The organism is Pseudoalteromonas citrea, from assembly GCF_000238375.3.
Classification (GTDB): Bacteria; Pseudomonadota; Gammaproteobacteria; order Enterobacterales; family Alteromonadaceae; genus Pseudoalteromonas; species Pseudoalteromonas citrea.
The window spans coordinates 68,221-81,551 of record NZ_AHBZ03000017.1 but is presented as its reverse complement, the minus strand read 5'-3'; the positions used below and the strand labels follow the sequence as shown (position 1 = coordinate 81,551).

Sequence of the window (13,331 nt, the reverse complement as noted above, 5' to 3'; positions counted from 1 at the left end):
AGTGAACGTACAAGGACTCAGTGATGGGCGGGCTTAAACAAGTAGCATATTATGGTGTAGCGATATTGGTTTTGAAAGGGCTTGGCTTTTTAATGCTGCCCATTGCGACGCGCGTATTATCACAAGATGAGTACGGAGGCCTTAACTTCTTGGTCTCTATTTCTGCTATATGTTCATTGTTACTTAGTCTCGGTTTACCTGAGTTACTATTTCGGCAACATTTTGATAATGAGGTAGATAGAGCCGCTTTTTTCAGAGATTGTTTGGCTGTGAGTCTTGCCATTTGTTTTACATTTTTAATTATTGTTTTTTTATTCACAAACCAACTCATTAGTATGTTGCCTAGCGATGTATCGGCGTTAAACCTGCGCTTGTTAAGCATTAACTTATTCGCATCATCAGTACTAGCCATACCTTACAGCTATTATCGTTTGACGGATAACGCTAAACACTATTGCTATTTGGCGGTAACGCATGGGTTGTTACAAACAACGTTAAGTATTTCGTTACTGTTAACAGGTTTTGGTGTATCTGGGGTTATGCTTTCTGGCGCAGCAACAGCTGTTTTAATCCTTTTTGTTTCTTTATTTTTATTAATACCAACTATAACCAACGTAATAACCTATAAAAGGCAACTCAGTGGTCGCCATGGTCTATTTTTATTGTCTATTTTAGTATCTTCATTAAGTTTGTACGCATCTAATGGCGCTGAAAATTGGTTTATTGTGGCACAGGAAGGGGAGAGTGCGTTAGCGGTTTACTTTGTAGCAGCTCAATTTGCTTTAATGACATCCTTTACATTTGAACCAGTAAGAATGTGGTGGTTTGCGAAGCGCTTTGATGTGCTGGCGAATACTCCAGCGCAGTATGGTTATAAAGCACTACGTAGTTTAAATATGGGCCTTTTATTGTGCGCAGTGATGATGGTAGTAGCGCCAATCCTCTTTAATATTGCATTGCCCAGCAGTTACCATGGTAATGACATATGGCTGATAGCGTTGATACTCGTCGTTGTTTTTCGCCACCATAGTGATGTTTTAAATATCGCTTGTTATAAGTATATAAATGGTGTTTGGGTGAGCTATATCAATGGGGGGAGTGCGGTGTTAATTATTAGCGCGTTTTATTATAGCATCCCTGCCTATCAGATTGACGGTGTGATTATATCCTTAATGGTTGTCCAGTTTCTCCGTTCATTAGCATTCGTGTTTGTCAGTCAGCGGCTAGAACATATTACCTATGATTACCATGTTTTGTACATTCCATGGGCGAGTTTAATCACCATATCTATAATTGCTTATGTTCAGCCAAGTTATATGTATTTCATACAAAGCTCGGTGGTCGTGTTATTGCTTTGTAATTTAGGCCGGGTATATCGTCGAGAAGTATTGCAAGGGCTCAGGTCACTCCCAAAAAGGAGAGTCTATGTCTGAGTGGGTCAAAAAGAATCAATTATTACTCAGTGGCGCACTCGCAACCTTATTAGTGCTAGCCCTTTATAAGGTTGTAGGGCCAATTGCCGCTTTCGCAATTATCATCATGCCATTTGCTGCATTTACAGCGGTGCGAGTTAGCACTGCATTTGTAATTTTGTTTATTCTCTTTAGCTACTTTAGGCTGCATGAAGCCTTCCCTGTATTAATGCCATTTAAAATTCCCAAATTGTTGGCACTTGCTTCGTTATTGGGGATTTTCTGGCACTTGTTTATTACTAAACAATTGAAACCTCATTGGAATTCTTGTCATATTTTATTTTTTGCATTGTTTATTTGGTTAACTATATGTGTTTTTGCTGCGTCTAACCGCGGTTTAGCCATTGATTATTGGTCGGGTATTCTTACCAAAGTATTTATCATGGTATTTGCAATAAGTTGGTGGATGACGACTCTACCCCATTTTAACTTAGTTCGCATTGGCATTATGTGTTCGGGTGTATCGATTGCTTTGGTGGCTTTACATAATAAAGCCAACGGAATTGGGCTGGTTGAAGGCACGCGTGTCACTATTTCTCGAGATATACGCTCCCAGCTCGGTGACCCTAATGATCTATCGCTCGTTTTAATGTTTCCTGTGTCATTTTTAGCTGCAGAATTATTTGATAGTAATGGCCATAAATTACGTAGGGCCTTGGCTGGTATTGGGTTGTTTTTAGTGATCAGCGGTGTGATCGCGACACAAAGCCGTGGTGGTTTATTAGGAATAGCCGCTGTTTTAAGTTTCTTTGTGTATCAAAAAGTTAAGAACCCGATAATTGTCGGTGCCATAGGTGCAGTAGGTATGTTGGCCATGGTGATATTCGCGGGGATCACTGACAGACAAAGCGGTGGCTCCGCAGAAGATGGGGTTGATGCCTCGGCAATGGGGCGAATATATGCATGGCAGGCTGCGATTAATATGGCGCTCAGCAACCCATTGACTGGTGTGGGGGTAAATAACTTTTATTCAAATTATTTCTTTTATAGCCCCCACTGGGATGGAAAGAACCATGCTGTACATAGCACGTGGTTTCAAGTTCTGGGTGAGACGGGGTTTGTTGGTTTGATGGTTTTTCTTACCGTGATTGTCGGAATATATCGCAGTTTAAACAGAACAATTCGTACAAATGAAGTCAACTACGATCCAAAAGTAGCTATTAATGCCTATGCTTTAAAAGCTGGGTTGATTGGGTTTATGGTATCGGGCACCTTTTTGACTCAAGCATTTACATGGCCTCTGTATATTATTTTGTCATTAACTATAGCATTGGAAAAGTTGGCAACTGATCATAATAAGGAACGCAATTATGGTAATAGCACTAAAAGCATGGCTTAAGAATAGCGATAATGCAGTTGCTAAGCAGCTATTTAAATTGGCCAAACGAATTCGCAATCCGCAAATGATAGTCATACCCGTGTTACATCATTGTTTATTCAAGTTGCATCATCTGGTTTTGTTTGTGGCCAGTGAAGTGCTAAGAATATTTTATTACACACCGCTTCTTAAAAGTCAGGTAAAAGGAAGTAAAAAACAACTTTGCTTATATAGTGGTTTGCCACAAATCTTGGGGCCACTTGATATTGAACTCGGCGATAATGTTCGTATGTCAGGGATCAGTACATTCTGTGGCAGGTACAGCGAGTCACGCAGAGCTAAGTTGTTAATTGGTAATAACGTGGATGTAGGATGGCAGAATGCATTTTCTGTTGGTACTAGCATTGAGCTACATGATGACGTAAGGCTGGCAGGAAGGGTATTTTTAGCTGGATTTCCTGGGCACCCGATTGATAGTGACGCACGTGCGAAAGGGCTACCTGACGATGAATCACAAATAGGGGCTATTATTATTCAAAAAGGCGCATGGCTTGGCACTGGTGTTACGGTACTTGCAGGCGTAACAATAGGAGAGGGTGCCATTATTGGTGCGGGAAGTGTGGTAACAAAAGATGTGCCAAGCTATACCATTGCTGCCGGAAACCCTGCAAAAATAGTTAAGCAAATACCACAAGGAGCATAACCATGAAATTTGTCGTATTTGGTGAAGATTGGGGGGCACACCCGAGCAGCACGCAGCACTTGTTTAAGCAGTTATCTAAAAGCCATGAAGTACATTGGATAAATTCAATTGGCATGAGAAAACCCAGCATTAAGCTCAAAGACGTGCACCGTTTATTTAATAAAGCAAAAAAATTACTTACTAAAAAAAATAGTAATGGCAGTACAGATATAACACCTAGTGAGAATACTTATCCCGTAGTCTACAATTTGCCGATTTTACCTTGGCACGACAACATCTATATTCAAACTTTTAATGAGTTTGTGTTTGCTAAAAAGAAATTTGAGTCTAACGAGCCAATTCTATATTGGATCAGTGTTCCTACTGCAATCACTATGATTAAGTTACGTCCGATAGACAAAGTTGTTTATTATTGCGGTGATGACTTTACTGCGTTGTCTGGTGTTGATCATGACATGATTGAACCGATTGAACGAAAGCTAATAGCAAAAGCTGATCTTATTTACGTGATAAGTGACCACTTATACAAAAAAATGCCTAGTCATAAAACCTTTATGTTAACTCACGGGGTAGATTATGACTTATTTACCAAACCCGTCAAAATAGCACCAGAGATCCGCAGTGTTAAACGCTATAAAGTCGGCTTTTATGGCTCATTGAATGAGTGGCTAGATATTTCCCTTTTATATAAATTAGCGACTATGCGCCCGAATTATGAACTTATTCTGATCGGTAATATTTCAACGAATATTGATAAGTTACTGAATCTCGACAATGTGACGCATATAGCAGCGGTTGAACATAATAGGCTTGTTGAGTTTTCACAGCACTGGGATGCATCACTGCTCCCGTTTATAGACAACAAGCAGATCAGAGCATGCGACCCTTTAAAGCTTAAAGAGTATCTGGCAGTCGGAACACCCGTAGTAGCAACGTGTTTCCCCGCTGTAGAGAAATACCCTGAGACAATACTGATAGCCCATGATCACAATGGCTTTATTGAAAGGGTAGACTCCGCAATTGCATTAAACCATGTATTAAATGGAGGCTGGAGAGATAATCAATCTAGTTTGGCTGCTAAGCATAGCTGGTCCGCCAAAGCGATATCTGTCGAGCAACAGCTCACATCATTTAGCTGACATTAAGTAATTATTGGCTTATACCCTGCAACATAACAAGGACAGGTCTAAAAATTGGCAATTTTTTTCATAATGCAAATCGTTAAGACTGTTTCTTTGCAATTTGCGAAAAAGTGGTGGTAGGGAGTATATGTTAGTAAAAGAGCAAATCAAACGACTGATTTACCTCGCTCTTTATGCTTTATACAGCAGAGCGAAGTTGTTCGCTGTGCCTTTAATTATAGTACCTATCGTGGTTTTTTTATTAGCGGCAACGGCGCAAAAACAGTATACCAACCATGCGACTATTTTAATTGAAGAGTCATCACTACTAAACCCATTTTTAGATGAACTGTCTTTTTCTTTTGAGCTGTCAAACCGTATGGCAGCTCTGAGAACTTTAGTTATTAGCAGAAAGGTCCTCAGTGCTGTCGCAAAAGAGGCCAAACTGCTTCCTGAGGGAGCGACACCTAACCAAATTGATTTAATTCAACAAAAACTTGGACAAGGGCTTTCGTTATCACTCGTAGGAGATGAGCTCGTTAGGATCCATTTAAAGTGGCATGACCCAACGCAAATGAAGCTAATTTTGGAAAAAGTCGTAGAAAAGTTCATTGAGCGGTTATTGGCGCCCACAAAAGCATCTTTAGACACCTCTGAGCAGTTCTTTTATCAGCAGCTTGATGCCCTGCGGGCAGAGCTTGAACAATCAGAAGATGACTTAGCAAAATTTAAAGTAAAATATAGCGATACATTACCTGATGTATTAAATAGTAACAGGCAGATGCTCGACAAATTAGTTAACGACAAACAACAAAAATTTGTTGTGCTTTCTGGCGCTGAGGCAAAATTAAAAGCGCTGGCAAGTAAACTTGGGCAAGCAAACCCTATTTTGGGCCGTTTGGAAGAGAAAATAATCAGAGCAGAATCGGACTTAAGTTTATTAAAAACCCGCTATACCGATAGACACAGTAAAGTCGTAGAAAAAACGCGTGAGCTGGCTAACTTAAAGAGTCGCCAGCAAACACTGTTGAGCCATAGTAGTGAACTAGATGTCAACAATTTAGATAAGTTATGGCAAATGGCAAATACGTTATCGAGCGGGCCTAATGGAGAAAGTACCGTACTAGTTTCTCAAATTCTTGCTTTAGAAGAAGCAAAAAATATGGTGCAACAGCATAAACAAGAATTCGACATGATCTCAGAGCAAGCAGCTCAACTCAGTCAGCGATTATTGACCACCAGCGATATAGAAAAAAAGTTACGCAAGCTTGAACGTGATTATGATGTAAAGCAAAGTCTATATAAAGACATGCTAAGCCGCTACGAAATGGCTAAAGTCACGGGCAAGCTGGTTAAGTATGAGGGACCAGACAAAGTAAAAACAATTGAACGAGCTTACAGCCCAACCAAGGCAATCAATACAGCTTTATCTGTATCAGCTATTTTGGGAATTGTACTCGGTATTTTTACCGGTTTTGCATGTGTATTTGTCGCAACGCTATGCGACAGCCATTTGAAAGATCTTTCCACAATAGAAAAGTTAGCTGCACAGCCTGTATTGACCGTGCTTCCCATTATTCGATTGAACTCAGACGATATTGTCGCTGGTGAAGTGCTTAATCGACAGATAGAAGGTGAACAATCATGAGAGTATTACATCTAGTACAGCATCTTAAAATTGGTGGTTTAGAGAAAATGGCCGTAACACTGATGCAAAAAAGCTGCTTTGCAGAAAACAGTGTTGTGGTGGCTTTACAAGGCTCCAAGGTTGATGCGTTAGCAGGGTGGCCGCAATTGAAGGACATTGAAGCGCATCTGGTGTTTTTGAATAAGAAACCGAAGTTTGAATTGGCTGTTGTTGAAAAGTTAGTTGAAATTATAGATGAACATGAAATAGAAGTGATACATAGCCATCATATTGGACCCATGCTATACGCAAGTTTAGCCTGCCTAAAACGTAAAAAAGTGAGACATGTTTCAACCATTCATGATGCATGGTATTTAAATAATTTTAAGCAGCGGCTGATCACCAAACTTTTAAATAAGATTTGCGCCATTCATTGGGTTGCTGATGCACAAGTTGTTGCCGATGATTTTACTGAGCGTACATCAATTACAACCAATGACACGATATTAAATGGCATTGACTGTACTCAGTTTGCGGCGATTAATATGGAGCACGCACGGTATCAGCTGGGGTTACCTAAGTTTATTAAAATTGTAGGCTGTGCGGCCAGATTGGAACCAGGAAAGGGCCATAAAGCACTGATCACCAGTATGAAAGCGTTACCTGATGACTATCATCTAGCACTTGCAGGCGATGGTAGTTTAAAAGCAGAGTTACATGCTCATATTATTTCACTGGGTTTAGAAGAAAGAGTGCATTTTTTAGGGAACGTGCAAAATATGCAGGTCTTTTATTCCGCAATCAATGTCTTTTGCTTATTTTCAGAAAGAGAAGGGTTACCCCTGTCTATTTTGGAGGCGATGGCGTGTGGGTTACCTATTGTGGCGACTGATGTTGGTGGGATACATGAGGTGTTAACGCCAAAGCAAGGCATTTTATTAAGTCCAACAGCGCAGAGTGGCCTAGCATTTGCTCTTACTAAAGCAATCAAACTAGACCGGGGCCAATCTATTCGGGCACACGCAATTGCAATTGCTGATGTAACGCAAATGAGCTCACAATATGATCAACTTTATAAGGGCCTCAACGCATAGGGAATAACTAACATGACAACATTTTCTGTTATATTTCTGATTTTACTGAGTGTTGCTGCCTACCACCACGTAGGGTATGTCATTTTGCTTAAAATTATTAAGCTATTGAAAAATAATGGAAGTAGTGAGGAAACAACGGTGTCAGCTCCATTAAATAAGCCTAAAGTTGGGATTTTGATGTGTGCTTATAATGAGGCTGAGCATATTCAAGAAAAGTTACACAACCTAGGTGCATTACTTTACCCGAACGATTTATATGACATCCATGTCTATTTCGATGGCTGTAGTGATAACAGTTATGAACTAGCAAAAATAGCAGCCTCTCAGCTAGAGGCAAACAATGTGCGTTGCATATTGCATTTGCAAAATGATAATAAGGGTAAAATTGCGGGTATTAATGCGCTAATTAAAGAAACAAAAGCGTCATATGATATTTTAGTATTCACCGACGTCAGTGCGCTACTGAGCATAGATGCATTGGATAAAATAGAACAAGACTTTAAAAATGGTAATACTGCAATTACCACCGGCCAATATACTTTGGACGAAGCCGCACCAATAGCACAGCAATCTTACTGGCAATATCAAAATACCCTCAAAGGGCTTGAGTCTAACGTGGGAGCGGTAATTGGAGTACCTGGCGCGATGTTTGCGGTGAGGTCTAGCCATGTTGAACCAATTGAAAATGATACAATTAATGACGATTTTGTATTGTCTATGCGTGCATTAGCACATGGTGGTGATGCGATTAAAAACGAAGATATTATTGTGTACGAGCGTGCATGTGATAGTCAAGCTCAAGACTATACGCGCAGAGAGCGGCTTGGGGCTGGTAATTGGCAGCAAATAAAACTGTTACTCCCGCTTATGAACCCAAAATTAGGCTGGACGAGTATTAACTTTTTGTCACACAAGGTGCTGAGAGGCCTAATGCCTTTGATCATGTTGATTATGTACAGTGTAATATTATTGGATGTAATTGTGTTTCAAAGCCTCTGGTCTATATGTTTAAGCGGCGCATTGCTCCTGATACATAGTGTTTCTGCGATTAAAGGACGCCTTAACTCAGAACGTCACTTGTACGGATTTGATGAAATTGCCTATGTATTAAATAGCTATTGGATAGCATTATTCGGGATTGTTAAATTTGAGCGTGGCTTTTACGACTCTCCGTGGAAACGCGTCTCAAGCGCGGAAACGCGCTGTAATGGTGTTAAGTGTGCAAAACGCGTGTTAGATGTGATTGGAGCGATGATTGGCCTTATTCTGGTCTCTCCAATTATGCTAGGCGCAGCCATTGCCATCAAGCTTACATCTAAAGGCCCTGTGTTGTTTAACCAGTTACGAGTGGGTGAAAGTACCGATGAGTTAGTCTCATTGTTTTATGTCTACAAGTTTCGTTCGATGGTCGTAGATGCGGAGGCAAAAAGTGGTGCTGTGTGGGCCAGTAAAAATGATCCGAGGATCACGCCTATTGGCTCATTTTTACGTAAAACTAGAATTGATGAACTACCACAGCTCTGGAATGTATTGATTGGTGAAATGTCGTTAATTGGACCCCGTCCAGAACGTCCTGTCTTTTACGCGAAACTCGAAAAATCAATCCCTTACTTTTGCCATAGAACATATGGTCTTAAACCTGGCATATCTGGTTTAGCACAAGTAATGAATGGCTATGATGAATCAGTCGAAGATGCTAGAAGTAAAATTGGCTGGGATTACGCGTACGTTTTAAGTATGTCATCTCCATTAAGCTGGATAAAAATGGAATTTACTATTTTATTTAAAACGATTCAGGTAGTAGTACTTGGGAAGGGCCAGTAGTCACATTCTGGTTTGCAAAATGCAAGAGTTTCATCGAGTGCTCTTTGCATTTTGCAACTTAATAACGTTAAACCATTTAAAAACAAAGCACTAAGCTTAATTTTAACATTGGCATTATAGTTGTAATAGTTACCGTAACTTAACGTAAACATTGGTGATTATCATGACTGAAGCAACTTATTCAAATACACCTCGTGTTCTCCCTTTACCAAGAGACTTTTCTGGATTTACCGTTGATAGCTTTCGCGATGAATTCGAAAAATTGGCTGTGTGCGACAACACAAATATAATTTTAGACTTTTCAGAAACAGAATTTATTGATTCTTCGGGTATAGGAGCTATGGTTTTCTTATACAAAAGAATTGAAAAGAAAGGACAAAACTTAGCCTTGTTAAAAGTTAATGGCCAGCCTTTCAAACTTATGAGCCTTTTGAGGGTTGATAAAACCATCCCCTTTATTGAGCAGCTTGAATTATAAGCAAGGAGAATCTATGAAGCACATAACACTATTTTTTTCAGTATTAGTCATGATAGGCGGGTGTGCTTCTTGGCCTGAGGAGGGTCAAGGTGGTTGGGCTGAGCATTACAGCCAACACAAAGGGTCAAAAGGTAAAAAACACCTAGGAGATGGCGACCATATCTTTGAAGATGACGTAGTCATTGTTACCAATGAATTTGAACATTTAGTAATGAAGCTTGACTTGTTAAAAGCTCAAGGGATCAGAGATTGTATGCCAGCCCAATTGTTAAAAGCACAAATATACGAGAACAGGATCCGACGTTTAATTGCGGCGTCAATGTGGGCCGATGCGGAACATGATTTACTTATTCATTATCATGGCCTTAACCAATTATCTGGGCATTTTGACACCGTAAGAGCAATGACAAATTGTGCGGACAAGCCACAGCTAGAACAACTTGCGAAAGTCCCCACCCAAGTACGTTCTCAAATTACAGAGCTATTGAATAGCGATAATCAGTTTGCATTTGATGACTATCAAATTACGCCAAAATATATGGGCAGAATTGCACAGGCCGCTGACTTAATTAAGCAGCTAGCTGATATTTCTATTCTCCTCGTGGGGCATACCGATAAAATAGGGAGCCACGACAACAACTACGAATTGGCTCTTAAGCGTGCAGAAACAGTTAAGCATTGGCTAGGGGTATATGGTGTTCGCCAGCAAAAAGTGACCACATTAACCCAAGGCAGCCTACAGCCTTATAGTAATACAGAAAATAGCGATGCGGAGCGACATTCAGATAGACGTGTTGAAGCCATAATTTTATCACTGACAGAGATCAATGACGGTAAGCCTATAAAGGCAGGGTCGTTAGTTGAATGGACAAAGGTGATTAAAGCGACGAAGGAGTAGCGTTATGCGGGTAGTTCTTTGCTTTATGATCACACTGTGTTGCTTGTTTAGTACACATAGCCACAGTAATGATAATGATGAAATTCAAATAGGTAATAAACTGTTTTTATACGTGCCCGGGGAAGTGGAATTTGAGGCTTTATTTGAGGTAGGTAAAGATGGCGCCATTGTTTTGCCTGAGGTAGGGCGTGTACAGGCTGAAGGTAAAACGGTGAGTGAGTTTCAACAAGAACTTAGAGTTACCCTGGGTGATGTTTACCGTGCAATGGATGATTTTTACATTGAATTGCGAGCACGTGATATTTTTATTACCGTGCTAGGCTATGTCAATGAGCCCGAGCAAGTCAGTATTCCTTTTGACGGGAACATTCAAACCGTCATCGCAAAAGCCGGTGGGTTAAAGCCGGGTGCACAGCTTGACCGTTTACAAATACGTCGAGAAGAGTCAATTATTGAGTTTGATTATAAGGCATACCTGGACTCTGGCAATGTAAAACTACTGCCTAAATTACTCAGTGGAGACATCGTATTTGTGCCAGTGTCACCTTTGCTGGGCAATGTACAAATAGACTTTGATGCGCAAACACTCAGCGCAACAGGAGATGCTTCAGCAGGCAGTGCAATAACTTTATTAGGTGAGTTACACAACCCTGGGAGTTTTTCGTTTAAAGATGATATGAGTGTGCTCGATGCGATAATGAGGGCTGAAGGTGTAACTCGTTACGCAGATGTCACAAATATTCGAGTGATCGTAGATAAGACACCACAAATCTTTGACTTAAAAGCCTATTTAGACAAACCAAATAATGACAATATGCCAGAGCTTAAACCTGGTTCGACGATATACGTGCCAATTATGGTTGATGATGTCAATACCACGGCGCGTACCGTCTATATTATGGGAGAAGTTCAAAAGCCCGGTGCCTATGAAGCCCCTGATAATATAAATTTTTTAGATATTTTAGCTAATGCAGGCGGGCCTACTCGCTTTGCAGAAACACGTCAAATTAGAATATTGACCCCTGCTGGTGACAACATACTATTTGATTTACAAGGGTATAGTGAAGGGATCGTATCAGCCGACATACCAATGCTGAATCCCGGTGATGTGATATTTGTGCCCGAAAAAACGGATTTGAATGAGAAAAGTTGGTTAAAAGTCCCACCTAGTAGAGCAATAAAAATTATTGGTGCAATTATATCTCCTGGCCGTTACGAATGGAGCCAAGAAATGGATTTTACCGATTTATTGGGTCATGCTGGCGGACCAACAAAGGGCGCAAACATTAATGACATTAAAATTGTCAGAAATGGCGAAGTAACTAAGCGATTCGATTTAGAGAAATATACGATTTCAGATGGTAAAACACCATTACCTGAGCTTCAAGCTGGTGATACGGTTATTGTTGAAGAGCTTCCTGTTGATCCTGCTGATAATAAATCTCAGTGGATCAGGCAAGAGTCAAGTAAGTCGATTTACATTATGGGACAAGTCGGCTCACCTGGACGGTATTCGTTCAACAACAATATGCACTTTATAGATATTTTGGCTGCTGCAGACGGTCCAAACGGTAACGCAGATATTCGAAATATTAGGGTTACGCACAGAAATGAGACTAAAGCTCGGGTTAGCAAGCTTGATTTAGCGCTATATTTCGAAACGGGCGATGAAACATTATTTCCCAATGTATTACCGGGCGACACAATATTTGTACCTGAAAAAACGAAGGATTGGCTACGTAAACCGAAGGAGCAAGTTGTACGGATCATGGGAGCGATTCAAAAACCTGGTCGTTATAATTATGACGATACCATGACACTGCTTGATATTTTGGCTGAAGCCGGAGGGCCAACAAGCTCGGCATTAATTGATAAAATAGTGGTGGTAAATCACTCTTGCTGTAAAGAACAGTCTCGTGTTTTTGATTTAGAAGCATTTGTTAAAAACCCAAATTCAGTCAACATTCCTGTACTTAGAGCGGGTGATACACTATACATACCTGATAAAGGGCAGGATCTAATGAGTCAATTTAAAGATAACTTTGTTGATTTTATTACCATAATTGCATTAGTGGTGGGCTTATGAACCTTATTCCACATCAATACCAAGAAGTTGAAGATATCGGTAATGAAATTATTGATAACAAGGCTAGGTGTGTGACATTCATATCATTAGCCGGTAATACTGGCTCGTCAACGGTATGCGCGAGTGTTGCGCATCGCTTTAAAGCAAATGGTAATCGTGTTCTCATTATTGACTTAAATCCGATAAGCCCACTTAAGCTAGATGAAATAGATCAACCTACAGGCTCTCCGTGGCGTTTTAGTGACATCTCCTGCCAACTTAACATTATTGAGCATAATCAAATTGACTTGCTAACAATGCAAAATTTATCTGAGTTAGAGTCTGCAAAGAATAAGCAAATCATGAAGGATGCAGTTGAACGACTGCTACAAGAGTATGATTATATTTTGATGGATATGTCACCAGCTATGAAGATGAATAGAGGTAACGTCCCGCTGCACGCGTTAAGTTTATGCAGTGATTTAACCATGGTAATAGTAGGGCTTGGTGTAAATGATGAAGAATCGTTATGTACGAGCATAAAAAATATAAAGCAAGGTGGTCACCAGAATATTCGAATTATAGTTACTCAACATCAGTTTGCGCCATTAGGCGAGCGGTTGCTGTCAAGTTTAGAGCGTCATCGCACGCGCTGGCCAAGGTTAACACAGTTTTTAATTAATAAGGTCAACCGACAGACTTGGCTATTTCATCCACATTAATAATAAGTC

The 13,331-nt window shown here is 40.3% G+C and carries 11 protein-coding genes; all 11 read left to right on the top strand.

Annotated features, from left to right (window positions below):
- Positions 1–23: 23 nt before the first annotated feature.
- The 11 genes from PCIT_RS11405 (at position 24) to PCIT_RS11355 (ending at position 13,322) form a co-directional block, all read left to right on the top strand.
- Entirely contained in the window at positions 24–1,433 is a 1,410-nt protein-coding gene (locus PCIT_RS11405; protein ID WP_010363380.1) for a lipopolysaccharide biosynthesis protein, read from the top strand.
- Positions 1,426–2,811 carry an O-antigen ligase family protein gene (locus PCIT_RS11400; protein ID WP_010363381.1) on the top strand — a complete coding sequence of 462 codons (1,386 nt, stop codon included), beginning with the start codon at positions 1,426–1,428 and terminating at the stop codon, positions 2,809–2,811. The genes PCIT_RS11405 and PCIT_RS11400 overlap by 8 nt, the downstream gene beginning before the upstream one ends.
- On the top strand, positions 2,783–3,493 hold the full coding sequence (locus PCIT_RS11395; RefSeq protein WP_010363382.1) for an acyltransferase: 711 nt from the start codon (positions 2,783–2,785) through the stop codon (positions 3,491–3,493). Before PCIT_RS11400 ends, PCIT_RS11395 begins: the two co-directional genes overlap by 29 nt.
- 2 nt (positions 3,494–3,495) lie before the next feature.
- The gene (locus PCIT_RS11390) at positions 3,496–4,632 is read left to right on the top strand and encodes a glycosyltransferase (protein WP_010363383.1); all 1,137 of its coding nucleotides are present in this window, start codon (positions 3,496–3,498) and stop codon (positions 4,630–4,632) included.
- A 130-nt stretch (positions 4,633–4,762) separates the two neighbouring features.
- Positions 4,763–6,262 (top strand): GumC family protein, encoded by a 1,500-nt coding sequence (locus PCIT_RS11385; RefSeq protein WP_010363384.1) that lies wholly within the window; start codon positions 4,763–4,765, stop codon positions 6,260–6,262.
- Positions 6,259–7,335: a glycosyltransferase gene (locus tag PCIT_RS11380; protein ID WP_010363386.1), complete on the top strand. Its 1,077-nt coding sequence runs from the start codon at positions 6,259–6,261 to the stop codon at positions 7,333–7,335. The genes PCIT_RS11385 and PCIT_RS11380 overlap by 4 nt, the downstream gene beginning before the upstream one ends.
- A 12-nt stretch (positions 7,336–7,347) precedes the next feature.
- On the top strand, positions 7,348–9,159 hold the full coding sequence (locus tag PCIT_RS11375; RefSeq protein ID WP_010363388.1) for a sugar transferase: 1,812 nt from the start codon (positions 7,348–7,350) through the stop codon (positions 9,157–9,159).
- Between the two features lie 163 nt (positions 9,160–9,322).
- Positions 9,323–9,637: an STAS domain-containing protein gene (locus PCIT_RS11370; protein ID WP_010363390.1), complete on the top strand. Its 315-nt coding sequence runs from the start codon at positions 9,323–9,325 to the stop codon at positions 9,635–9,637.
- A 13-nt stretch (positions 9,638–9,650) separates the two neighbouring features.
- Positions 9,651–10,535 carry an OmpA family protein gene (locus tag PCIT_RS11365; protein ID WP_010363392.1) on the top strand — a complete coding sequence of 295 codons (885 nt, stop codon included), beginning with the start codon at positions 9,651–9,653 and terminating at the stop codon, positions 10,533–10,535.
- A 4-nt stretch (positions 10,536–10,539) separates the two neighbouring features.
- Positions 10,540–12,621 (top strand): SLBB domain-containing protein, encoded by a 2,082-nt coding sequence (locus PCIT_RS11360; protein ID WP_010363395.1) that lies wholly within the window; start codon positions 10,540–10,542, stop codon positions 12,619–12,621.
- Positions 12,618–13,322 carry a tyrosine-protein kinase family protein gene (locus PCIT_RS11355; RefSeq protein ID WP_010363397.1) on the top strand — a complete coding sequence of 235 codons (705 nt, stop codon included), beginning with the start codon at positions 12,618–12,620 and terminating at the stop codon, positions 13,320–13,322. Before PCIT_RS11360 ends, PCIT_RS11355 begins: the two co-directional genes overlap by 4 nt.
- Positions 13,323–13,331 lie beyond the last annotated feature (9 nt).